General features: G+C 47.8%; 16 protein-coding genes and 1 CRISPR repeat array. Of the genes, 11 read left to right on the forward strand and 5 right to left on the reverse strand.

Going from position 1 to position 24,217, the window contains the following annotated elements; genetic code table 11:
- Both MHN31_RS05360 and MHN31_RS05365 read left to right on the forward strand, forming a co-directional pair.
- On the forward strand, positions 1-5,114 hold a 5,114-nt coding region (locus MHN31_RS05360), incomplete at its 5' end, for a non-ribosomal peptide synthetase (RefSeq protein WP_239443651.1).
- A gap of 469 nt (positions 5,115-5,583) precedes the next feature.
- On the forward strand, positions 5,584-6,255 hold the full coding sequence (locus MHN31_RS05365; RefSeq protein WP_239443652.1) for a hypothetical protein: 672 nt from the start codon (positions 5,584-5,586) through the stop codon (positions 6,253-6,255).
- 72 nt (positions 6,256-6,327) lie between these two features.
- Here the strand turns inward: MHN31_RS05365 and MHN31_RS05370 are convergent, their stop codons facing one another.
- Both MHN31_RS05370 and MHN31_RS05375 read right to left on the reverse strand, forming a co-directional pair.
- Positions 6,328-6,774 (reverse strand): DoxX family protein, encoded by a 447-nt coding sequence (locus tag MHN31_RS05370; protein ID WP_125564674.1) that lies wholly within the window; start codon positions 6,772-6,774, stop codon positions 6,328-6,330.
- A gap of 149 nt (positions 6,775-6,923) precedes the next feature.
- Positions 6,924-7,823 (reverse strand): LysR family transcriptional regulator, encoded by a 900-nt coding sequence (locus MHN31_RS05375; RefSeq protein WP_239443653.1) that lies wholly within the window; start codon positions 7,821-7,823, stop codon positions 6,924-6,926.
- Between the two features lie 99 nt (positions 7,824-7,922).
- On the opposite strand from MHN31_RS05375, the gene MHN31_RS05380 reads away from it, so the two are divergent.
- Positions 7,923-8,777, forward strand: a complete 855-nt coding sequence (locus MHN31_RS05380; protein WP_138538493.1) for an SDR family oxidoreductase — start codon at positions 7,923-7,925, stop codon at positions 8,775-8,777.
- A gap of 7 nt (positions 8,778-8,784) precedes the next feature.
- Here MHN31_RS05380 and MHN31_RS05385 read toward each other — a convergent pair whose 3' ends face one another.
- Positions 8,785-9,978 (reverse strand): GGDEF domain-containing protein, encoded by a 1,194-nt coding sequence (locus tag MHN31_RS05385; RefSeq protein WP_125564678.1) that lies wholly within the window; start codon positions 9,976-9,978, stop codon positions 8,785-8,787.
- Between the two features lie 390 nt (positions 9,979-10,368).
- Here MHN31_RS05385 and MHN31_RS05390 point away from each other — a divergent pair, with 390 nt between their 5' ends.
- From MHN31_RS05390 to MHN31_RS05410, 5 genes are all read left to right on the forward strand, one after another.
- Entirely contained in the window at positions 10,369-11,034 is a 666-nt protein-coding gene (locus tag MHN31_RS05390) for a hypothetical protein (RefSeq protein ID WP_239443654.1), read from the forward strand.
- Positions 11,035-11,146: 112 nt separating this feature from the next.
- Positions 11,147-12,139: a phosphatidylinositol transfer protein gene (locus MHN31_RS05395; RefSeq protein ID WP_239443655.1), complete on the forward strand. Its 993-nt coding sequence runs from the start codon at positions 11,147-11,149 to the stop codon at positions 12,137-12,139.
- A gap of 202 nt (positions 12,140-12,341) precedes the next feature.
- Positions 12,342-13,016: a hypothetical protein gene (locus tag MHN31_RS05400; protein ID WP_239443656.1), complete on the forward strand. Its 675-nt coding sequence runs from the start codon at positions 12,342-12,344 to the stop codon at positions 13,014-13,016.
- Positions 13,017-13,163: 147 nt separating this feature from the next.
- Complete coding sequence (locus tag MHN31_RS05405; RefSeq protein WP_010379919.1) at positions 13,164-13,418, forward strand: hypothetical protein; 255 nt, start codon at positions 13,164-13,166, stop codon at positions 13,416-13,418.
- 9 nt (positions 13,419-13,427) lie between these two features.
- A complete protein-coding gene (locus MHN31_RS05410) occupies positions 13,428-13,862 on the forward strand; it encodes a hypothetical protein (protein WP_125564685.1) in 435 nt (144 codons plus the stop codon).
- 319 nt (positions 13,863-14,181) lie between these two features.
- A CRISPR array of direct repeats spans positions 14,182-16,718; the repeat unit is 29 nt; unit sequence GTGTTCCCCGCAGACGCGGGGCTAAACCG.
- Positions 16,719-16,784: 66 nt separating this feature from the next.
- Here MHN31_RS05410 and MHN31_RS05415 read toward each other — a convergent pair.
- Positions 16,785-17,624, reverse strand: coding sequence for a hypothetical protein (locus tag MHN31_RS05415; RefSeq protein WP_239443657.1), 840 nt, complete (start codon positions 17,622-17,624; stop codon positions 16,785-16,787).
- A gap of 37 nt (positions 17,625-17,661) precedes the next feature.
- The gene (locus MHN31_RS05420) at positions 17,662-17,847 is read right to left on the reverse strand and encodes a hypothetical protein (protein ID WP_239443658.1); all 186 of its coding nucleotides are present in this window, start codon (positions 17,845-17,847) and stop codon (positions 17,662-17,664) included.
- Positions 17,848-18,206: 359 nt separating this feature from the next.
- Between MHN31_RS05420 and MHN31_RS05425 the strand changes: the two genes are divergently transcribed.
- The 3 genes from MHN31_RS05425 (at position 18,207) to casA (ending at position 24,211) form a co-directional block, all read left to right on the forward strand.
- Positions 18,207-19,040 (forward strand): WYL domain-containing protein, encoded by an 834-nt coding sequence (locus MHN31_RS05425; RefSeq protein ID WP_239443659.1) that lies wholly within the window; start codon positions 18,207-18,209, stop codon positions 19,038-19,040.
- 106 nt (positions 19,041-19,146) lie between these two features.
- Positions 19,147-22,023: a CRISPR-associated helicase Cas3' gene (cas3, locus tag MHN31_RS05430; protein WP_239443660.1), complete on the forward strand. Its 2,877-nt coding sequence runs from the start codon at positions 19,147-19,149 to the stop codon at positions 22,021-22,023.
- A 109-nt stretch (positions 22,024-22,132) separates the two neighbouring features.
- Positions 22,133-24,211: a type I-E CRISPR-associated protein Cse1/CasA gene (gene casA, locus MHN31_RS05435; RefSeq protein ID WP_239443661.1), complete on the forward strand. Its 2,079-nt coding sequence runs from the start codon at positions 22,133-22,135 to the stop codon at positions 24,209-24,211.
- Positions 24,212-24,217: the final 6 nt, after the last annotated feature.

Raw genomic sequence — 24,217 nt, forward strand, 5'->3', positions numbered from 1 at the left:
GTATTCACGAATTATTTGAGCAGCAGGCCGCAGCGGCTCCGGAGCAGATTGCACTGCGCTTTGGTGAGCAGACTCTGAGCTATGGTGAGCTTAATAGCAGAGCCAACCAATTGGCCCATTATCTGCGCGCGGAGCACAATATCGGACCGGATTCGTTAGTGGGCTTGTGTGTAGAGCGCTCGCTGGAAATGGTGATAGGGATTTGGGGTATTCTCAAAGCCGGTGGTGCCTATGTACCGCTGGACCCCGAGTTGCCTCCGGCACGCCTGGCTTACCTGGTTGAAGATGCCAATGCGGCTGTGGTGCTTAGCACAGCTGTGGTTGCCAAGCGAGTGAGTCTTGGCGAAGCAAGCGTTACGCGACTGGATGAGTTCGATTTTAGCGCTTATCCGGATACCAATATTGTAGTGAGTGACATTGGCCTGAATGCTCGCAATCTTGCCTACACCATTTACACGTCAGGTTCTACCGGGCTACCTAAAGGTGTGTTGGTTGAGCATCAGGCGCTGCATAACCGCATTGACTGGATGGACAACGAATACGGCTGTGGCCCGGACGACAGAATTTTGCAAAAGACGCCTTATAGCTTTGATGTATCTGTATGGGAATTCGTCTGGCCTATGCTCAAAGGGGCGCAGCTGGTGATTGCCAAACCGGGTGGTCATAAAGAACCAGAATATCTAAGCGAGCTGATCGTGGCCGCGGGGATCACCAAACTACACTTTGTCCCCTCCATGCTGGGTGTGATGTTGGAGCATGGCGATCTGGCTCGTTGTACGTCCATTAATCAGGTGTTCTGTAGTGGTGAAGCGCTGCAGATCAGCCACGTTGAACAGTTCAGAGTGAGTTTACCTTCGGCACAACTGCATAACTTATATGGTCCGACCGAAGCGGCCATTGATGTGAGCTATTGGGATTGCAGCCAGCCACACGGCAGCAGCGTGCCAATCGGGAAACCAATCCAGAATATTCAGCTGGTGATTCTGGATGAGGCCCTTAACTTACTGCCACAAGGTGCTTGCGGTGAGTTGCATATTGGTGGTGAAGGTCTGGCGCGCGGCTATCATAATCGCCCTGAGCTGACAGCTGAGCGGTTTATTGATAATCCGTTTGAGGATACATTGCCAAGTTCGCGGCTCTATAAAACCGGCGATCTGGTGCGCTTTCGTGATGATGGCACCATAGAATATATGGGCCGGATGGACCATCAGGTAAAAATTCGCGGATTACGTATTGAGCTGGGTGAAATTGAATATCATATCGGTGAGCATCACGAAGTTGATTCGGCACTGGTGATGGCGTTGTCAGATACGCAGGGCAACCAGCGTCTGGTCGCGTACGTTAAACCGCATGCAGAGCAGGCGCAAGCGGCGCAGCAGACGCTGATAGCGTCGATTGTTGAGACACTGGGTCAATCATTAGCTGAGTACATGATCCCGGCCAGTTTCGTGTTGATTGACGAATGGCCACAAACCCCTAACGGTAAAATTGACCGCAAGGCGTTGCCAGCGCCTGAGCAGGCGAATTTAAGCCGCGATTATGTTGCACCACAGAGCGATACCGAGCGCACACTGGCTGCAATCTGGGCTGATGTCCTGAACTTGCCGGTAGAGCAAATTAGCCGTGATGCTAACTTTTTTACGCTGGGTGGCCACTCTTTATTGGTCATGCAGCTACTGTCTCGGGTAAAACAGCTGGGCTATCAGTGCCAGGCACAGGCTTTGTTCAAGGCGGGTAGCCTGAGTGTGATGGCTGCGCATTTGGACGCACAACCGCAGGTTGAATTTGAATTCAGCGTGCCTCAAAACCTTATTCCCGAGCAGGCGAGCACCATTACCCCGGACATGTTGCCTTTGATTGAACTGACACAGGACAGCATAGACAGCCTGATTGCGCAGGTGCCTGGTGGCGCTGCAAACGTGCAGGATATGTATCCACTTGCTCCGCTACAGGAAGGCGTGCTGTTTGTGCACACGCTGAACCAGCAGCACGACCCTTATGTCAGTACCATGGCGTTTGAACTGGCTGATGAGTCTCAACTGGCGCAACTCAAAACCGAGCTGAACTTTGTGATCCAGCGTCATGATGTGCTGCGTACTGCGATTTTCTGGCGTGGCCGTGCGCAGGCGGTGCAGGTTGTATTACGTGAGGCGCAGCTACCAGTGTCTGAGTTGCCGTTCGAGCGCGCACAGATAAAAGCGCAGTTTGAAGACTATGTGGCCAATGCTGCGCATGGCTTTGAGCTGGAATCTGCACCGCTGATCCAACTGATGGTGTCACCACAGGACGAGCAGGGCAGAATTTATGCATTGCTGAAGTTCCATCACCTGATCACCGATCATGTTTCTTTGGAAATTTTGCTGTCTGAGCTGAGTGAACAAAACAAGACTGAATTGCCTGCACCATTGCCTTATCGAGAGTTTATCGCCCGTTCAATGGCGCAAAGCACTAAGCTGGATACGGCGGCGTTTTTCACTGAGCAGCTCGGCGACATTGATACGCCAACCTTGCCATTTGGTTTGTCTCAGGTGACCGGAGATGGCAGTGCGGTAGCGGAATACAGCACGACGCTTGATATGGTATTGTCGCAGCAAATCCGGGCGCTATCCCGACGCCTGCAATGCAGCCCGGCTGCATTATTCCACCTTGCCTGGGCGCAGGTATTGAGTGCCAGCACAGGCCGTGATGAGGTGGTTTTTGGTACTGTGATGTCCGGCCGGATGAATGGTATGCCAGGCATAGAACATATGATGGGCATGTTGATTAATACCTTGCCACTGCGTGTTTCGCTGGGACAGCAAAGTGCTCAGGTTGCCTTGAGTGAGGTCAACGATGCACTGCAGGCACTATTGCCTTACGAGCAGGTGTCGCTGGCTGAAGCGCAAAGCCATAGTGCCATCAGCGGTAATACGCCACTGTTCAGTGCGATCCTCAATTATCGCCATACCGGACATGGTGCCGCTCAGGAACAGGCTACGTCTCACCGTGATGAGGGCGCGCCGAGTCTGTTGAGTACTCGTGAGCGTACCAATTACCCGTTTGATCTGTCTGTTAACGATCTGGGCGAGCAAGCCAGCTTTACGCTGGACTTCCAGATTGAGCAAACCGTTGAGGCAACACGTATTGCTGACTGGATGGAAACGGCGCTACATGCGCTGGTGAGTGCATTGCAAGATAATAGCAATCAGCCTGTGTCGACGCTGGCGGTGTTACCACCTGCGGAGATAGCGCTACAAGACACGTGGCAGAGTGGGCGCGCTAACTATCCGCGTTTGTCCTGTATTCATGAGTTGTTTGAGTTACAGGCTGCGGCTACACCCAATGAAGTGGCTGTGCAGCTGAATGACCAGATGCTCAGTTATGGTGAGCTGAATGCGCGTGCAAACCAACTGGCGCAGTATCTGCGAGAAACGCATCAGATTGGCGCAGGTGCCTTAGTGGGCTTGTGCCTGGGCCGCTCTGTGGAGTTACTGGTCGCAACACTGGCGATTTTGAAAGCCGGTGGTGCTTATGTACCGCTGGATCCAACTTACCCTGAATCTCGTCTGGCATATATGCTTGAGGATACTCAGCTAACTGTGATCCTGACTGAGCAAGCGCAGCATGAAGTGCTGGCATTCAGCTCGGTGGCGAAAGTGTCGGTAGATATCCCTGCTGCCCCATGGTCTTCACTGAGTGTATTGGATCTGCCCAGGGCTGAAGGGCTAACGGCGCAGTCGATTGCTTATGTGATTTACACGTCAGGTTCTACGGGCACGCCCAAAGGCGTGATGACACCGCATCGGGCAGTCAATCGTCTGGTGTACGACCCTAACTTTATGACTCTGAACAACCAGACTGTGTTCCTGCAAAGCGCCAATATCGCCTTTGATGCAGCCACCCTGGAAATTTGGGGCCCACTGCTGAATGGCGGACGGTGTGTGTTGTACCCCGAGACTTATCTGTCTTTAGACGGGATCAACAAAGTGTTGCGTACGCAAGGGATAACAGCAATGTGGCTGACCTCAGGTTTGTTCACGGAATGGAGCAAGGTGTGTGGCGAATTAGAGTCAGACACTTTGGCATTACACACTGTGCTGGCCGGGGGCGATGTGCTTAATCCACAAGCCGTCACCGCTGTGCAAACAGAGTTGCCTGAGATTACCGTGATTAATGGTTATGGCCCCACTGAGAATACCACCTTTACCTGCTGCTATCCGGTGCCGGCTGATGATGATATCAGTGCCGGTGTACCCATTGGTCGAGGTGTGCAGGGGGATCATATTTTGGTGCTGAGCCCACAAGGACGTCAATTGCCTCAAGGTGTGGTGGGTGAGCTCTGTGTGGGGGGAGATGGTCTGGCATTGGGATATCTGAATCAACCTCAGCTGAGTAAAGAGCGGTTTATTGCAAACCCCTATTTTTCAGAGCCTGGACAAGCGGCTGAGCTTTATAGAACCGGTGACTTGGTACGGTTTAAGCAGGATGGCTTAGTGGAATATGTAGGTCGTATTGACGATCAGATTAAGATCCGGGGTTTTCGGGTAGAGCTGGGCGAGATTGAGGCTGCACTGAATGCGGATGAGCGGGTTGCGCAGTCTCTGGTTATGGTGAATAAAGCACGTGGCCTGATCGTTGCGTATGTCGAGCCACACCCTCAGCAACAAACCGATGACTTAACCGATCAGCTTATGGCTACTATGTCTGACAGTTTACCGCCTTATATGGTGCCTTCGGCCTGGCAACTAATTACCTCCTGGCCACTGACCGCCAATGGCAAAATAGACAGAAAGGCATTGCCGGATATTGCGTTAACCGCCATTGCTGAAGAGTATGTTGCACCGCAAACCGCACTGGAACAACAATTGGTTGATGTGGTGGCACGCTTGCTGGAGGTGGAGTCCGATACCATCAGTATGTCGGCGAATTTCTTTGACTTGGGCGGGCACTCGCTATTGATGATGCGACTACTCAGTGAGATTAAGGTGCACTGGCAAATTGAGTTGAGTGTGGCTGAGGTTTTTGAATGTCAGTACCTTGGCGAGGTCGCTGAACTGATCCATAGTGAGGTGACTTTACTTTCGGCCTTTGATGATAGCGATATTGATGAGGACGAAGAGGTGCTTGAGATCTGAGCCCTGTAAAGCAACCCGGGGGCTGCCCCTGGGTTGCTTTAGTTTTTACTTTTTTGTGAATTTGTTGTATTTTAAGTTGCGGTTAATCTTCTGGCTATATTCAAACATATCAGCTTGTTTGAGCATCTTTGTCACGCACTTTTCATAAATTTAATTTACTTTTACTCTCAATCCCATAAGTGTTTAATGGCTGATTAATATTGATTTTTATCTGTATTTTGAGGGGCTGAGCGTGTTTATGACAAGGCTGTCACTCTGCTTACAGAATTAAACAATTGTGCACATTTATCAACCTTGGAGAAGGTAATTAACATGTTAATATCTTCTCCATGAAAATGAGCAGACACAAATAAACAACACCGTTTGCTAGCGCTGTGGGTAATCAGCCTGGATGGTGTTTAAGACTTAACTCAGGCAAAGCATTGCCTGGCAGTATTATTCTTTATTGGATGGATTTACGGAGATGATTATGAACAACGTCAACAAAGGATTAGGGCTAGCAGTTTTGCTGGGTTTATCAGCAGCCCTGACTGGATGTGGTGAAGGTAGTGACGAGCTGGACGAGCAGCTGAGCCATGATGCGAAAATGTCTTTTGTTAACTCTCTGGACTATATGGCCGATTTTCACGCGAAAAGACGGTCTATCAGTTCGGGTTATAGCGGTTTATTTGACAGCGGTAGTGTGGTGTCAGCGGATGTACCTGCAAAAGAGGTGGGCAAGACATATAGCTACAGCTACAAAGCAATCAATAACATGATCAACCTGGGTGTTAAAGACAGTAACAGTGGAGAAAAGCAAGAGCGTATGAATACCACCCTGAAAGATGGTGCCAATCTATGGGTGATTGCCTGGGAAGCAGACGGCGAACGCAGTTTGTCTGTGATTAGTAAAAAGCAAGAAAATAAAGCCGACGTATTTAACGTGCGTTTGTTTGCCAATGGTAGCTATGACGTGATGGTTGGGGGCGAAAAAGTCACCACTACCGAAAAAGGTCAGGTGACTTCTTATTATGAAGTTAGCAGCTGTGCCGACGGGCTTGAGGTCGCTGGCAATAGCATTGATTTGTGTAACGGTGATTTTGGCCAGTCTTATCTGTTGGTGGTTGATGCCAATGGTAAGCGTGTCATGGCGTCAGAATAAATTAAAAACGCGCGGTGCGTTGAGCTACCGCGCGTTCATGATTTTCTTTTCAGATATTAAGTGAAACTGGTTTTAAGCCAGCTTGCCTTTAACGATTGGCTGAGAGGTCAGAATTTTTTGGTCGATACTGAATTTACCCGCACCATAGGCCGCCAGCGCCAGGAAACCACCTGCCATCGCAACATTTTTGAAGAACATAATAAACTGTATTTGATCTGCCAGGTCAAAGTGGAACAACAGCGCACTAACCAGACTAAACCCAGCGAATGCAATGGCTGTCAGGCGAGTAAGCAGGCCACCCAGTATCATCAGACCACCGATTAACTCAAAGGCAATGACCAGTGGCAGTAACTCGCCAGGCAGGCCGCTTGATGCCATATACTGTGCGTTACCTTCAAAGTACTGGATCTTGTTCATCGCTGCGAGAATAAAGATGGCCGACAAGCCAATGCGTGCAAGCAGTGCAGCAATATGAGACAGCGTTGTGTTTTGGTCGAATAGTTGAATTAATTTAGTCATTACTGTTTCCTCAAGTGCGTAATATTTAAGCCAGGGCTTGCGGGAAACGTGCTTCGTTGTTGTCCCCTCAGCCGATATGAAGCAGTATAAATTCGTTTTTAGTTTTTAAAATTTCTAAAAATCGCACTAATCATTCTCTTAAATAGAATTTAAAGGTGGAACAGCGACTCCGAAAGTAAAAAGTCAATGACGGCCCGGGTACGTTGTGGCACCTGACGACGAGACGGGTAAACCAGTGAAAACACCAGCGGTTCGCTGTGCAACGATTCACAGAGTGTGACTAACTTGCCATCGCTGATCTCCTGTTGCACGGTAGAAGGCAGTAAGATTGCTACGCCAAGCCCGCTCACGACCATTTGCTGCAACAGGTAAGGTGAATTACAACTGTGATGTTGGAGGGGTTGGATCACCACCGGCTCCTCATTATCAAACAGCATTTGTGCGCCCTGCTCGGCGGTTTGTTTGAGCATCAGCCAGGGCATGGCCTCCAGCTCAGCCACTGTGTTGGGCATGCCATACTGTGCCAGCAATGTGGGGCTGGCAAACAGGGCAAAGCGCTCCTGATGAAGAATGCGTGCAACCAAAGATTCATCACGAATAAAGCCAATCCGAATAGCTAGGTCAATTTGCTGTTCAATCAGGTCGAGCGGGTTATCATCGACAATCAAATCCAGGCTAATCTTCGGATAGCGCTGTGCCAGTTTGTCGAGCTTGGGCAGAATAAACTTATGCGCAATGTCGTGATTCATGGTCAGTGTAACTCGGCCACTGGGCTCAGTATCCGTCAGATCCGCTTCTATATTTTGTAATATGCCGTCTAACTGACGGGCATGTTGCAGTATTTTTTCTCCTTCCTGGGTCAGTTTTAACTGACGTGTACTGCGTTGCAACAAGCGTACATTCAATTGCGATTCCAACTGAGACACTTGTTCACTTACTCGTGAGCGACTGGAGTGTAAACGCCGTGCGGCGGCTGCAAAACTGCCGCTGTCAATCACCGTTGCAAAGATAGCCAGTAATTTCAGCGAGCCATGATTGATTGTAATCATTTTCAGAACACTTCATTTTGTAATGACCATCTTATGATAACAGCCACTTTGCCAGACAATAAGCCCATCAACATGAAACACAAACAGTGGAGAGATAATATGATTGCAGTAACAGGTGCAAATGGTCAGTTGGGTCGGCTGGTGATCGCGGCTTTACTAAAGCGTGTTCCGGCGTCGCAGATAGTGGCACTGGTACGCGACCCGGGGCAAGCCGAAGCGTTAAGCCGTCTTGGAGTAACACTCAGAACAGCAGATTACGATCAGCCACAAACCTTGACTAATGCTTTGAAGGGTGTAAGTAAGTTATTACTTATCTCGGGTAATATGATTGGCCAACGGGTACGTCAGCACAGCGCGGTTATTCACGCAGCGAAACAAGCAGGTGTGGCGTTGCTGGCTTATACGAGTATTTTGCATGCCGATAAGTCACCCATGCAACTCAGTGATGAGCATCGGGATACTGAGCAGTTGATTAAGGCGTCGGATGTGCCTTATGTGTTGTTGCGCAACGGCTGGTATAACGAAAACTACAGCGCAGGGATTGCTGGCAGTATTGCAGCGGGCGCCATTGTTGGTGCAATGCATGAAGGACGAATTGCCAGTGCTGCGAGGGGGGATTATGCCGAGGCAGCAGCTGTGGTACTGACCGAGCCGGACCATGCTGGCAAAACCTATGAGCTGGCGGGCGATCAGAGCTTTAATTTACAGGCACTGGCTGACTTGGCCACTGAGCTAAGTGGCAAAACCGTACTGACAAATTATGTGTCTGAACAACATTATGCAGATTTTCTGACTCAGCTGGGATTACCGGCCGGATTTGCGGCGTTGCTGGCTGATGCTGAAGCTCAGGCGAATGCGGGCTGGCTGTATGAGAATAGCGGCACACTGGGTCGCCTGATAGGTCGGCCAACTACAACCATGCTTGAGAGCCTGACCTATCAGCTGAACGCCTAACGGTAAATCAGGGCGTTTCTTCGAGCAGGCTCAGTGCCATGCTGGCTACTTTCACGCAGTTTCGTCCGGCATGTTTGGCATCGTACAGAGCTTTGTCTGCCTGATTTTGGGTGGTTTCGAAGCCCGGCAGGCTGATCTCGCGGCTACAGGCAATACCTATGCTGATGGTCAAAGGAGTATCACCTAACCCCAGTTGCAGACTTTGTTGTGCAAAGGCATTTTGTAGTTTGTTTGCACAGGTTGCCGCCATGTCGGGCTGCATATCAAACAGGACCAGGCAAAATTCTTCGCCGCCCCAGCGTGCCAGCAGATCGGCACTGCGAAAGTGTGTTTTGAGCACATCGGCAATGCAGACAATAGCGCGGTCACCGCTTTGGTGGCCGTACAGATCGTTCACGCGCTTAAAATGGTCGAGATCTATCATCATGACGGTGAGTGAGTCACACTTTCTTTTGCTCAGCGGCAGCAGCTCGTTGAGTTGTCTGGCTAGCCCGCGGCGATTGAGCAGTCCGGTCAGCAGGTCGTGATTGGCGGCAAATTCCAGCGCCTTTACAAAGCGCCCTGCACTGAGTAGCAATAAAATCGGCGCACCGGCCAGGATCCCCAGCAAAGCCGCAACCCAGGTATAGCCAGCTACCCAGTTGAAGGCTTCTCCGATTTGTGGCAGGTTGCCCAGCGCACCTTGCAGGGTATACATAATCGAGAAAAAGACCTCCAGACACACGATCCCGATAGCGATCCTGGCGGCCAGAAATTCGTTTCTATCCTGACGTGCGTGCTTGTACAGCACCCAGGCATAATGGCAACGTACTGCTATCAGCCAAATGCCAATAAGTGTGATGCGTAGTTCTCGCTCAGGAAAGACGGTGGCTGTTAGCCAGGAGATCAGCAATACAGGTAGGATCAGCCAGGCTATTTTTTGTTTTGACGGGGTTCGTTCGACAAATTGCCAGGTGCCGATCAGCCAGGCTGAGTGCCCCAGTATAAGGAAGGTATTAAAGGTTAAAACGCGCCATTGAACATCCAGGCTTTGCATGCTCAACTGTGATAAATAGGCAAAGGAAAGTAGCAACATAGCCAGGGACCAAACTCGGGTGCCGGTGATGGTCTGGGTCATTTTCGAGATCACAAACAGCAAAGTCGCACCAGTAAGAGACGCAATCCACAACGACAGCATCAGTGTAAGATCATGAACCTGCATTAAATCGACCTATGTGTACTCCGGTTGCTGCCTGCACTCTGGTACGTGTGTTCAGGCGTATTATGAGACTTTCCTAAGCTTCAAGCATAGCACCAGCAGGCTCAGATGCGCACCATCTGTGTGAAATTTAGCCCTTTCATTAAAGAATCCAGCGCATCGGCAGTTTGGCGAATGTAAACAAAGGTAAATAGTGTTTCCTTTTTAACATATTGATATTAGTTTAATTATGTACACGGGCGGTGCTGGCAGCCTGTACTGTTATTAATCTCACTTGATAAATACTGGCAGAGCAATTAATGTTCCCATTAGTACTTCATTTGTTAATTTATTGATATGTTGAAAGTGTTCACTTACATATTAATGGGCGTCGTTGGGTTGGTGTCATGTGTTATGTTGCTGTTTTATGGCAATGAGCAGACTCTCCCAGACGGTCTGGGCACGTCGGGCAAGCAGGTAAGCGCGCCACTGAACGTGACCGAACTGCAACTGGCCATTACGCATGAGCCAGCAGTGATGACGGCTGCCCAGCATAACAGTGGCGTGAGATTGCCACAGCATGAATTACAAAGTACCTACTACACCATCAACAAAGAGTCACAGCACGCCAGAGCATTCTTCAAGTCGGGTACCACAGTTCCCTATGAATTGTATGACGAAGCGTATGTGGAGCTGGACGTAAAAAGCATCCGCACCCTGGAGATGGGTGATAGCTTTGAGTTTTTAATTCCGCAGACCCAGGAAAAGATCTGCTCTGAAATCATAGACATCACCGAAACAGGGCAGGAGAAACGACTCACAGGTCAGGTGGGCAAACAACCAGATGAGCGCTCCTACGTTTATCTGACCCTGACTGATGATGTGATTTATGGACAAATCCAGCTGCCAAGTGGCAATTATATCTTTGAATCTTATGGACAATATGCCTGGGTAGCCGCTAAGCGCAATATCCACTCGACCCCGTTAAAAAGCTTGTCTGCGCACAGCCAGGCGCCCACAAAACCCCAACCAGAGCGCACCGCAGAGCCAGCAAAACCCAAAGTCGTCTTTACCCGGTGATGGTAGGATTAAACTTTGTTGTTAAAATGTTTGCTTGTGTGAAAAGTTTGCGTTAATAAAAATGTAATCTAGAGTATATATTCTTGCCTCGAATTAAACGACGGGAGTATGTATGAAGTTATCAAGGTTGACTCATATCACAGCTAAAGCGGTTGCTATTGCAGCCGTTGCATGTACTTTTGGCGCACAAGCACTGCCAAAGTGTCCAGAGCCAAGCTGGATTGAGCAAAATTATGCTAAACCTAATGTGCCCAGTGCGGGCTATCGCAACGGTCTTAATCGTTTTATTACCTGGTTGCCGAGTTTTCATATGATCCACGATGAAGTGGTGGCTGAAGGTAACAGTGTTACTGTAACTGCAAAATTTGATTACGGCGCGATTGCACACAAAGATCTCGAGTTTGAAACGGTACGCTTTTACTTGCGTGCTCAGCAGGACAGTGACTGGCGCTATCTGGGTGAGGCCGTGACCAACAGCGATGGCAAAGCCAGTGTCACACTGCCAGCAATTAATGCCGGACAGTACCGCATTTATGCTGCGGTGCCTGCGGATGGAAGCGGTACCGAAGGATTTGTGACAGTCATTCAGCCAAATACGCAGGCGGTCTTGTTCGATATTGATGGTACTCTGACCGAATCCGATGCTGAACAAATTGGCGATTATACCGGTATTGACCGCGCCGATGAAAAAGAAGGCGCTTATAGCCTGGTGCGTCGATACCTGGACCTGGGTTATCAGCCTGTTTACCTGACTGCCCGTGTTTACTGGTACGCCAAAGGTACCCGGGATTGGTTAAACTGGATGGGTCTGCCGCGTGGTTTTTTACGTACTTCTTTAAGCAATGAAACCAGCTTATTCAGAACGGCTGAATATAAGATTGAGCAGATCCAGCAGTTACAATCGCAGGGCCTGAATATAGTGCGTGCGTATGGTAATGCAAAAACAGACGCCGAAGCCTTTATTCGCGCAGGGCTGGGCGCACAAAACAGCTTTACAATAGGTCCGGATGCCGGTCATTACGGTACCACTGCTATTACTAATAATAGTTACAATGCACATATTACCGATGAGGTTGATACCTTTCCTGCAGCGCAGTGTGAGTAATATTTAAACCAGGGCCATCATCTTAGCTGGCCCATATTCTGCTTAATCAGAGTAATTTCATTCCCATTTTGCCTATTTATCAATCGCTTAATGCGTATATCCTGTACATTTTAGAACAAATATTTATAATGCGCGCAGCTATATTCGGACCATAACAGGTCCGGTAGTCAGTATTTTTTGAGATAGAGTAAAAAGGAAAACGATGAAGCAGTTATCTCTTGTGGCTGGATTAGCCACGCTTTTGGCTGGTGCGCCTGCGGTGGCTCACACGATTAACTTTGATAAAGTGGAAGTGGGTTATAAGCGCTTTAGTGTAAACGATAGTGATATGGCCAATGATACGCTTACCGGTGTAAATCTGGCAGCAAGTAAGCGCTTTGAAAACTACTATGTTGAAGGGCGCTACTACAGTGTAAGCGATTCATTTGGCAATAGTTATCAATATGATGAAAGCCACTCTTTTAATGCTAACTATGAGCTGGATATTGACCAGTTTACACTTGGCGCGGGTTACATTCACGAATTGGATGAAACCTCTTTGTTTGATGTGAGTTTTCATATTGGTAAAGTGGATCTGAAAGCTAAGCTTGACGTCACGGAAACATATCAAACAAGAGTATTCCAAAGCAGCTCCTCTGCCTCCGATGATGAAAATATCTATCGTCTACGTGGTCAATATCAGACGCGAGTGCTGGAAAATATTGAATTAAAAGCAGGACTTGGCTACGAGAAAACCAGCGGTGAAGATGGCGATAGCAACCCGCTTTTCTTTGTGGGTGCGGGCTATCACTTTAACACCATGTTCTCGGTAAATGCAGAATATCGCAACGTTGACGACTACAACACGTTGGACGTCAACTTTAGATACAGCTTCTAATTGCATACTCGAGTATAACTAAAAGGCCAGCCATGTGACTGGCCTTTTTTGATCCTAAACAATGAGGGAGTTGTGCATTGTTTTGTTTGCACCCCTTTCCTTATTCCACTAATATTGGAGGAAATCCGGAAACTTTTTGGAGTATATATGGCAGACAGTAAAAAAACTGAAGTACGCTTTTCCGTCGATGCAGATTATCTGGCGCAGCTACAACAACGCTTAGGATTAAAAAAATCCAGCGATTTGACCAAAGTTGCACTCACTCTGCTGGACTGGGCTTCTGACGAAGTGGTGCATGACAGGGCCATTTTATCGGCAGACAAACAAGGCAAAGATGTACATCGGCTCGTCATGCCTGAACTCAATAACATCAACAAATCAAAGCCGAGCGCACAACACTAGGTATACAGGATGACAGGTAACGCACAGGACAGCGACCAAAACCACACACAATCACCATGGCAAAACCTGGACTTAAGCTCCGCCCAGGACTCGTCGCCTATGGAAGCCCCGGTCTCCGATCCGGAGCCACTGACAGGTAAAGAAAAAGCCGGTGTGAACCTCACCTGGGGGATCATTGCGGTATTAATTGGCTTCTTGCTCATCATTCTCAGTATTTTTGTGTGGGGCGAGATCCGCTTTTTTAACGCCATCACCACCAACCCAAACAACACACTCAGCGCCGAACAAATGCAGGCCAAACTTGAGCTACTTGCAAACCAGCGCGCCACCTTCCGCGCATTCTGGTTCGACACGCTCCAGCTGATCATACTCAATGTGCTCTTTCCAACCCTCACCGCACTACTGGGCTATGTGTTTGGCACCAGCAGGAATAATGGGGCTTAGCCAAAAAGGGAGTGTGAAGAGTTTACCTCGGTGTGTTTTGCCGTTGTTGAGGCCGAATGGATGCGCTTGCTTACCTTTCATTAGAGTACATTTTTAGCAGCGATACCACCTGGCTTAATCTTGTTCTCCTTATTAACGATTCTGGCAGCAGGTATTTTTTCCTGCGTGTTGTGTTGCTACATTAAGTCCATGCTCTTTAACAAAGTGATTTAACAGTGAATCAATACACGTCAATATCTCACCTGATTTTGTACCTAATATTTTTGGTAACTTTTACACTCTCACTTTTCTTTATTAAAAACAAATATATAATTTTAGAGTGTTCCCCGCAGACGCGGGGCTAAACCGGTTGATTTTCTCTCGAGCTTGTTTTATCCGCTGTGTTCCCCGCAGACGCGGGGCTAAACCGCCATCAGAAACAATATACCCGCCCGGAGCTGAGTGTTCCCCGCAGACGCGGGGCTAAACCGCAAAAAAGGAGGAAGATGAACTAAACCGTATGTGTGTTCCCCGCAGACGCGGGGCTAAACCGAGCGAGCATTCTGCCCCTCTCGATACGCTTTACGTGTTCCCCGCAGACGCGGGGCTAAACCGATTGCACAGTTCAACGCTCAGGCAAAACGCTGGTGTTCCCCGCAGACGCGGGGCTAAACCGGTTATTTTTTAGCTGCTCATCAGATAGCACACGTGTTCCCCGCAGACGCGGGGCTAAACCGTTAAATCGCCTTCCTGATAAACCTATCCCAACGTGTTCCCCGCAGACGCGGGGCTAAACCGTCAGTATAAGGGCCTGAGTGACCGTTATCGGTGTGTTCCCCGCAGACGCGGGGCTAAACCGCGCAGCTGGTATACGACAAATACAATAACACAGTGTTCCCCGCAGACGCGGGGCTAAACCGCATGCGCTTGATAGTGATTTCTCCAGTTGTACGTGTTCCCCGCAGACGCGGGGCTAAACCGGCTCCCCATTTTTTTCAAACGCCAATTTTTTAGGTGTTCCCCGCAGACGCGGGGCTAAACCGGCATGACTAGCTCCTTGAGTTATTTACATTCCGTGTTCCCCGCAGACGCGGGGCTAAACCGGCATGACTAGCTCCTTGAGTTATTTACATTCCGTGTTCCCCGCAGACGCGGGGCTAAACCGCGATGCCCCTAACAGAAATTGTTGATACTCGGGTGTTCCCCGCAGACGCGGGGCTAAACCGCGCGCATTACCTGTGTCGCAACATTGAATGTCGTGTTCCCCGCAGACGCGGGGCTAAACCGGTATGCAATCAGTCCGAGCACAATTGCAAGCAGTGTTCCCCGCAGACGCGGGGCTAAACCGGTATGCAATCAGTCCGAGCACAATTGCAAGCAGTGTTCCCCGCAGACGCGGGGCTAAACCGTAACCAGCCTGAAAAAAGATCCCAATCACTGGGTGTTCCCCGCAGACGCGGGGCTAAACCGGCCGTAATAGCAACGCAAAGATCCCTAAAGGAGTGTTCCCCGCAGACGCGGGGCTAAACCGTTTCCCCGCACCTTGCAAAACGATAAATTTATGTGTTCCCCGCAGACGCGGGGCTAAACCGGAGTTAGATGGTGCATCAACACATAGTGATAGCGTGTTCCCCGCAGACGCGGGGCTAAACCGGGCCGCACGGTGCTTATCTATGGCTAGCATCGGTGTTCCCCGCAGACGCGGGGCTAAACCGGTGAAACAATTGGCCTTGAAGTTGGCTATCAAGTGTTCCCCGCAGACGCGGGGCTAAACCGGAGGTGCCATTTACAGACCATTGGCATTACCCGTGTTCCCCGCAGACGCGGGGCTAAACCGAAATAGACGACTCAGTTAAGGAAAAGTATGAAGTGTTCCCCGCAGACGCGGGGCTAAACCGTCAATCACCACTCATTCGGTCAACCGGTTTTGCGTGTTCCCCGCAGACGCGGGGCTAAACCGCCTATCGATTTTCCATTCGACTCATTTGTACCGTGTTCCCCGCAGACGCGGGGCTAAACCGGCCCGTGACCAGGAGAAAAATGAATTCAATGAGTGTTCCCCGCAGACGCGGGGCTAAACCGCGTCCTACAACCGAGCCATAAAGCGAACCCTGGTGTTCCCCGCAGACGCGGGGCTAAACCAGATATATATCCTGTGTGGTCAGGATGATTAGGCGTGTTCCCCGCAGGCGCGGAGCTAAACCGTGAGCCAGATTTGCCACGAGTTGGTGAATAGCGTGTTCCCCGCAGGCGCGGGGCTAAACCGTTTCAACGTCTGAATTGCAATACTTGTGGGGTGTGTTCCCCGCAGGCGCGGGGCTAAACCAGGAGCAATATCCGAAACTGTAAAAATTGCTTCCGTGTTCCCCGCAGGCGCGGGGCTAAACCGTGAGAGCCCTGTATAATTGATTAGTGCATCCAGTGTTCCCCGCAGGCGCGGGGCTAAACCGTGGCCGTACATTGCCTTCTGGCCGCTCTTCGCGTGTTCCCCGCAGGCGCGGGGCTAAACCGAGTATTTTCATAGATACCCTATATTCATATTTGTGTTCCCCACAGACGCGGGGCTAAACCGAAAAAAGACTGGACAGGGAGCTTAGGCGAGAAGTGTTCCTCGCAGACGCGGGGCTAAACCGATGCGGCCAGCGATGTGGTCCATACGTTTTATGTGTTCCCCGCAGGCGCGGGGCTAAACCGGGCAATATCATTGTCCTGGCGGGATGGTGGTTGTGTTCCCCGCAGACGCGGGGCTAAACCGACAGCTTGCCTGGCTTAGTTTTTTTGTTCTGGGTGTTCCCCGCAGGCGCGGGGCTAAACTGTCTCTCTTTAGCTTCATTCCAAAAGTACGCCTGTGTTCCCCGCTGAAGCAGGGCTAAACTTAGCTCGAGGCAGGTTATGGGTTGTACGACTTCGATATCACAGGGTAATTGAGTTATCTGATTGGAGTTAATCAGTACCTTGTGATGGTCTGGTAGCAGATCTTGGCTCTTCGTTGTTTTCAAAATGCTCTTTATACTCAAAGTCGTGCAAGTTAGCGTGGACAACCTCTCTGACGGGGATGTTGATGAGGAATTTTTCTAAGTCTAATACTACTTCATCTGATTTGTTTGCTTCTGGTTTGTCTTTGTTGCTGGCTTCAATATCTGACCAGGCAGAGGCGTAATTGGTGACCAATTCCAGGCGTAGTTCGTCTTTACACCTGTAACCGCTCTTGAGCGGAAGTACCATAAAATCGTTCATGTGATAGCCCAGGTTAATCACATAGCCAATATAAACCTTGCGATTTGAAAGCGTAAAAGCAATGGGGAGCCCTTTGAGCATGCTGTTGTGAAGTATACCGGTAAACTCTGGCGTATCATCCGTGCCAGACAAGCTAAAGTATACCGCATTTTTTAGATCTTCCGGGGTAACATTTTTCTGTTTGGCGGTGATGCTTAGTATCATATTTGGGCCAAATACTGACAATATCAGCGCAATTGCGGAAATCAGAATACAGTGAATGCTGTATGAGGGAAAAATTAAACCCGGAAAAATCAACTCAACCGTGTGCTTCAAAGTTGGCGCTATTATTCCCTGAGGGAAGCCTGACAACTCTAAAACCCATGCACTGATACCAAATAAAAGTGTGGCGACCATATACAGTGCGAACCCCCACGAGGCTGACAAAATAAATGTATGATAACCGCTTGTTTTCTGGAATGTTGGTTTGGTCACGTAGTGCCTTTGGCAAAAAATATAGCCAACAATGGTGAAAACCAGCACTAAGATCACGGTGGGCTTTATCATGTAATTCCTTCTTTTTTAAGAAATCAAAAAGGGAGCCTCATGCTCCCTTTTTTTCTGCTCGAATATGAGCAATTTGATTTTTCACTTCGTCGCTGTTTCTGAGCGATTCCATGGGAACCTTAAAGGTCCCGTCTCCCTTTGCGACAACTTTAATTTGCGCCTTTTGACTTTCTTCAAGCCCGGGAGCAAAAAAGTTAGTAACTGATTCAATGATGCCTGACATACTCCCCTCCATTATCCAATTAGCGGATGCGCATTTTAACTATGTGCATTTTATAGTCAAGGGCATGCGTGACCTTATGTCAAATGTCTATTTGCAAGTGAAGTGCTTACTAATATGTAAACCTTACAGCCCACTTAGATGTTCGTCTATGGGTAATGTCTTACAAATTAAAAAAGCCTGTCACTATGCTGTTTGACCATAATTTTACTTTAGAACGTTGTTGAGCGAGTTCAATTATGCATAGTCAGCCGCACAAAAGCGCTATTGCTAAACCAAAAGCTGACAGTTTGTCGCAGGTCAATGACTTGTCTTTCTGTTGCTGATACATTTAATTCACGATAATTTTACTAAAGTGTTTTATGCAGGCTAAGGAAGAGCAATATTTTAGGTACATTGAAGCGGTGTTGTTTTGGCAAGGAGAAATTCAAACTGGCACATTTCAGGATAAATTCAAGCTTTCACGACCCAGTGCGCGGCGTTATGTGACCGACTTTATCGAAAGTTACCAGATTGCCGCGAGCTATAATGAGTCTGAAAAAGCCTATGTACTGACAAGCCCATTTACACCCAACTATATCTCTCAGGATTTTGCCGAGTACGCCAGTCTGACCGGGGAACAGTACGTTCATAACCTGAGCACCTCCACCATTACTGCGTTGGCATTACCACACAGAAAGCTCAATCCAACCATTTTGCGGCCCATATTGAATGCCTGTCGGCGACAAAGCGTGCTGGATATTCGCTATCAGTCAATAAAAGAAGGCGGTGAAACCGAGCGTGTTATTCGCCCTCACACCTTGATCAACTCTGGGCTGCGCTATCATCTGAGAGCTTACTGTGAAAAAGCCAAAGGCTTCAGAGACTTTTCATTATCGCGTATCGTGTCTGCCTCGCCGGAATTTATCAGCAAAGCACAAAAATATAAAAAAGACGACGAAGCCTGGCAGCAGGAAGTCACTTTAACCATTATCCCCGACCCAAGACTCAGTGAATACGCCCAGCAGGTCATTGCTCACGACTTTGATATGCACAACCACCAAAAGCAAATTAAAACTAACGCTGCGCTGATCAATTATCTGATCAGCATCCTGAGGCTAGACGTTCAGCATCCACATCCGGAAGCACAACAAATAGTCATGGATCCGGCTTGCCATCAGGAGCTGAGGGCCAGAAGGTTGCTATGGAACAGCTGAACAAGCGTACCAGACCGGGTAATTTTTTTACTGGTTGCAATCGCAGGATTGTTGGCACTTTATTCGCGTCGTAAGCTGAGTGTATTGAAAGCAAGGAAGTAACAGTGTGAGTGATTTTAACAGCGACATTTTTCAGTTCTGGGGCAAGGCCGACGAACAAAGTACTTTACCCGCAGTATGTCATATGCTGGATGTCGCCTTTGTGGCCCGGGCGATTATTCTCAATTTGGCAGCTCAGGAGCGGGCTATTTTACTCAAGCCGTTTTTAGCTATTGAAGGTGTTGATGAAGATATCGCAATTGCAATGGTAGTACTGCTTATTGCCCTGCATGATATTGGCAAGATCACACCGGGTTTTCAGTATAAGTTGCAGGATCGGGTAAAGGATTTATTCGACATTAACACATTCAAGGTGTGTGGAGACGCGGAGACCAAACATGGCAATTCAGGATTTGTTATTTTGCATGACTACTTGTGTGGACAGTATGGTGTAGATAAAAGTGTTGCGAGAGTAATATTTTCTGCGGTTGCCAGTCATCATGGTGTATTTGTAGCGAATAAAAAACAATGTGGCTTGTGCGGCGATGAGCAATGGAATGAGGTGCAGATCAATGCAATAGAATGGTTAGCCGGTTACTTTTCTATTGACCTTTATCTATTTAACCAGCTTGCAGTTCAAACGTTAACGCCTGCTTGGTACTCTTATATGGCTGGGCTTTGTTCGGTTGCTGATTGGATTGGTTCAGATGAATCAAAGTTTAGGTATTGTACAGCCAGTGAATACAATGCTGTGCAAAGAATGGATACTGCCAATGCGCTTGTTGGCTTTTTAAATATTAAGCATGTTACAGCTTCAAATAACAAGGCAAATTTCGTAGATGTTTTTGGTTTTAAGCCTAATGCTTTGCAATTAAAGGTATTAGAGCTTATCAAGCTGAATGAGCTGCCCTGGCTCTCGATTATTGAAAGCGGTATGGGGAGTGGTAAAACAGAAGCGGCGCAGGTTTTAGCCGATCATTTTATACGCCACCTGGGCCACTCGGGTTTGTATGTGGCTATGCCATCACAAGCGACAGCAAATCAGTTATTCAAACGGACTTTAAGGTTACTCAAAAAAGATGTGCTTGGGTATCAGAATATAGAAACCCACTTAAAACACAGCAACGCAGATTTTGATCCGCAATATGAAGCATTAAAATTAAAAAGTATCGACTATCAGCATCAGCAAAACACCACTCCCTCAGTGGTAGCAAATCAATGGTTCACACCAAAAAAACATGGCTTACTAGCAGATGCATGTGTGGGGACTATTGACCAGTTGCTAATGGCTGCAATGCGCTATAAGCATAACTTTGTCAGATTATTTGGGCTCTCAAATAAAGTTCTGATACTGGACGAGGTGCATTCCTTACAGAGTTTTCAGCTAGACTTGCTGAAAAATACGCTGCATTGGATGGCCAAGCTTAATGTCAGAGTCATCATTCTTTCTGCAACTTTGCCCCGCACTATGTTGGTTGACCTGGTTCAGGCGTATGGGCAAGCATCAGAAACAGAGATTGAAGTAGAAGATAAACCCTATCCAAGGATCACCACATATAGCTCAGGGGCTCTGGCAAGGTCTCACACGATTATAGAAACTGAGAGTGATAGTAAAAAAGAAGACCTAACCAGCCCTCCCGGAACTTACAAGATAAAGCTGCACTCAACGTCTCCAAAGTTGTGTATCAGCAATATGGCAAATGATGTTCTAGCGACAGCCAATAACGCAGGTTGTGGTGTGTTTGTTTGTATTTTGAATACTGTTGATAAAGTTCAGGAAATGTCCAAGCTCATTGCAAAATACTGCAGCGAAAGTGATGGTCGAGTTGAGTATCTAACTTTCCATGCAAAGTATCCATTAGCCACACGTTTGTCCATTGAGGAGATGATTGAATATCAGGTTGGCAAACATCCTGCGGACCATCGTAGCATCAACCCTAACCGACCAGTGAAGGATAAATGTTTGATCCTAATAGGGAGTCAGGTCCTGGAACAAAGTCTGGATTACGATGCATGCGAGATGTTTACCCAAATTGCACCAATTGATCTGCTCTTGCAAAGAGTTGGCCGTGTTTGGCGTCATCAAATTAATAACACTGCTCGCTCTAAGTTTATCAAAACACCCACGTTAAATATCTACCTGCCATCAATGGATAAAATTCCCGAGGACTATGGAGAATGGTTTGGCCACGGTGAAGTATTTATCTACCCCTCACATCTACTGGCTGTAACAACTCGCTTGCTTTGGGAGAAGAATGAGGAAGTTGGTGGGGGCGGCTTTGACATTCATATTAATAACGATATGGATACATGGATCAATAAAGTGTATGCCGATGTTGACCAACAAATAACCTGGCTCGAGCAGGAATACGACAAAGCATTTGAATTCAGGCTGGACAAGCGGACGCAATATACTTTGGCTAAAGAGATGATGTTTGATGCGGATAAGTCGAGCGTCAGAGCTCTATTAAAGTACACGAATAGTGAAATTGAAAACGATGACATTGTCCTCAGTACGCGTTTAACCAGTGTCAGCGTTCAACTGATTTTTCTTGTTGATAACGGGGGAGGTGTGCTTGTTCCGGTCACAGAGTTTCCGTCCTATACACAAAATGTGCAAGCACTTAAACAGAGGGTAAAGGAATATGCAGAATCAGAAGCGATTGATTGGCGAGCTGAAGAAAGACTTAAAAAAGCAGATATTGCCCGTTTAAAGCAAGCACAAATCTCACTGAGCCACGCCAGGTGGGTGACGCACTTTAAGGAGCAAGAAGAGTGCTGGCCGTTTAGTTTTGTTGCTAATGAAACCTGGCGACGTTCGCCAACACTGTTTAACTGTATTCCAGTTGTGTTGGGTCAAGACTTATCTTACTCCAATAGCGAGTTGGGAGTGCTCAGGTTAGATCCTAAATTTGGGCTTATGGTGGATAGAAAAAAAGTTTAAAAGTGGAGTTTCCGGTGTTGTTAAAAGAGGCAGTAACACTTTGGAGCTTTGTCCAAAATTAATGAAATTGGTAAGCAATAATTGGTTTACTTACAGAGTGTGAGGGAATATGAAATACGATTTACTAACTGAAAGTTGGATACCAGCCCTAGATTTACAGGGGGTAACCAACGAATACTCAATACTATCTTTGCTTGAGGCAGCCCCAAAGTTAAAGCGGATAGTGCACGAAAAGCCGCTTGTAGTGGCATCGGTACAACGCTTATTACTGGCAATCTTGTATCGCAGTTATGGCTACCTGGAACCAGACGAGTGGGATGAGGTTTTTGCAGCTGGAGAGTTCGATGAGCAAGTCTCCAGCTATCTTGGTTCGGCTGAGTGCGTAGAAAAGTTTGACCTTTTTTCAGAAACGGCTCCCTTCTTTCAAACAGCAAACTTCACTAAAGAAAAGGGCGTAACAACATCGGTTAAAAAGCTCTCTCCTGATCTGGCGAGCGGTAACAATAAAACCCTATTCAATCATATTGCTGATAATCATGAGTTCTCACTACCGGCAAATGAAGCCGCACTTCAGTTACTTGTTTGTCAGTATTTTAGCTTGGGCGGTGGGGTGAGTGGCAGTTCGGTACAATTTGGTAAGCACCCAAACCTGACCAATGCCCCATTAGTTGGCGGTGCAGTTGTGATGGTGGAGGGCGAAAACCTGTTCCAAACTTTAATGCTTAATTTGCATATGCCTAAAAATGAAGAGTGGCTCGAGCGCAAAACGGACCTGCCTGTATGGGAGCAAAATGAGCCAGAGCAGCCTCAGGCTCGTGAAATGCGAGGGTTGAGTGATTATCTCACTTGGCGTGCTCGTCATGTGCGTTTACTGCCCCAGAAAGATGGCAGCGTTGCTCGTATGTTTTTTGCTCAGGGTTTGCCTAATCCAAAAGAAATGGAGCAGGAGCCTTATTTCGCGTATTACTTCAACAAAGAAGATAAAAAATTACCTGTCAGATTAAGCTTCGAACGAGCATTTTGGCTAAATACTGCGAGTTTGTTGCAATATGCGAAGTCATCTAAAGTGGGTATAGAGCCTGAAGATTTAAGGCCAGCGGGTATTCAGTTGTTAGCCGCTGAGGATAACGAGCTTATCGATAAACTAAAACTTAATTGCCAGTTAATGGGCTTAGAGAACAAGAAAGCTAACCCTTTAGCTTGGTTTGAAGAGCGTTTGCCATTACCACTTAATTTGGTCGAAAAAGACCCTACACAACCAAGCCGAGATGGCCTGGTTTTACTAAAAGGTATACAGAGGGCTGAAATAATTCACCGACAGCTATTGAGTGCTGTAAGAACCTTTGCTTCTCACCTACTACCAGATGGTGCCAGGGCACAAGATATTTCAACAAAGGTTGAGTCGATCAACCCTGCACGTTTCTACTGGCCCAAGCTCAATGAGTCGTTTGAACAATTTATTTGGGCATTAAGTAATAACAGTGAAGAGGCCAAATCTAGTTGGCGTAAAGTGTGCCAGGAAATTGCATTTGCTGCATTCGAAGGTGCAACACATAGCTGGTGCTATGGAGGAGTTAGAGCGCAAAAGGGCTTGAGTATCGCTAAACAACAACTAGAAGAATCGCTATACGGAAGAACGTGGCAGCGTCATGTTTACTGGAGTCAGGATACTCAGGACATCATCAGGCAGTTATATCAGTGGGGCAATCCGGATTACCCAAAGAGAGATATTCTGGCTGCGCTTAGGAAGTCTCTGGATCTGCAAAAAGGCTCTCAACTGACGGCGATATCTTACTTAGGGCCATTACTTTCCAGTGAGGATGAACGCTCCAAAGTGCAGGCTTTTGTTGCTGGTTTATTTGCAAGTCATGCCAGAGTGTATCAAGAAGCACAACATAGCAGTTTTGGTCACATTTGGTATCAGGCGGATAAAGATCAACGCCCCGGCATGAGTTTTCGCTTTGAGTGCCTGCTGGAGGCCAAAGGCGAGCAGTTAAAACATACGCTGCGCCAGATGGTACAAATTCTAAAAAGCAAAGACATTGCCATTGATTACCGAACCCTGATGGAAGATCTCTATCACTGGGATAGCGACGACAAACGCATTCAACTTAAATGGGCCAGAGATTACTGGGCCAAACCAATTCAATCCGATGAGTCTACAAACTCAGCAGACGCGACAAATTAAAAAGGA

The organism is Pseudoalteromonas sp. McH1-42, assembly GCF_022347845.1.
GTDB classification, from domain to species: domain Bacteria; phylum Pseudomonadota; class Gammaproteobacteria; order Enterobacterales; family Alteromonadaceae; genus Pseudoalteromonas; species Pseudoalteromonas rubra_D.

Excerpts from the sequence above, each read along its gene's own strand:
- MHN31_RS05380 (WP_138538493.1), top strand. The coding sequence starts at position 7,923 with ATGATTGCAGTAACAGGTGCAAATGGTCAGTTGGGTCGGCTGGTGATC.
- MHN31_RS05405 (WP_010379919.1), top strand. The coding sequence starts at position 13,164 with ATGGCAGACAGTAAAAAAACTGAAGTACGCTTTTCCGTCGATGCAGAT.
- MHN31_RS05365 (WP_239443652.1), top strand. The coding sequence starts at position 5,584 with ATGAACAACGTCAACAAAGGATTAGGGCTAGCAGTTTTGCTGGGTTTA.
- MHN31_RS05410 (WP_125564685.1), top strand. The coding sequence starts at position 13,428 with ATGACAGGTAACGCACAGGACAGCGACCAAAACCACACACAATCACCA.
- MHN31_RS05420 (WP_239443658.1), bottom strand. The coding sequence starts at position 17,847 with ATGTCAGGCATCATTGAATCAGTTACTAACTTTTTTGCTCCCGGGCTT.
- MHN31_RS05390 (WP_239443654.1), top strand. The coding sequence starts at position 10,369 with ATGTTGCTGTTTTATGGCAATGAGCAGACTCTCCCAGACGGTCTGGGC.
- MHN31_RS05400 (WP_239443656.1), top strand. The coding sequence starts at position 12,342 with ATGAAGCAGTTATCTCTTGTGGCTGGATTAGCCACGCTTTTGGCTGGT.
- MHN31_RS05415 (WP_239443657.1), bottom strand. The coding sequence starts at position 17,624 with ATGATAAAGCCCACCGTGATCTTAGTGCTGGTTTTCACCATTGTTGGC.
- casA (WP_239443661.1), top strand. The coding sequence starts at position 22,133 with ATGAAATACGATTTACTAACTGAAAGTTGGATACCAGCCCTAGATTTA.
- MHN31_RS05385 (WP_125564678.1), bottom strand. The coding sequence starts at position 9,978 with ATGCAGGTTCATGATCTTACACTGATGCTGTCGTTGTGGATTGCGTCT.
- MHN31_RS05370 (WP_125564674.1), bottom strand. The coding sequence starts at position 6,774 with ATGACTAAATTAATTCAACTATTCGACCAAAACACAACGCTGTCTCAT.
- MHN31_RS05375 (WP_239443653.1), bottom strand. The coding sequence starts at position 7,823 with ATGATTACAATCAATCATGGCTCGCTGAAATTACTGGCTATCTTTGCA.
- MHN31_RS05395 (WP_239443655.1), top strand. The coding sequence starts at position 11,147 with ATGAAGTTATCAAGGTTGACTCATATCACAGCTAAAGCGGTTGCTATT.
- MHN31_RS05425 (WP_239443659.1), top strand. The coding sequence starts at position 18,207 with ATGCAGGCTAAGGAAGAGCAATATTTTAGGTACATTGAAGCGGTGTTG.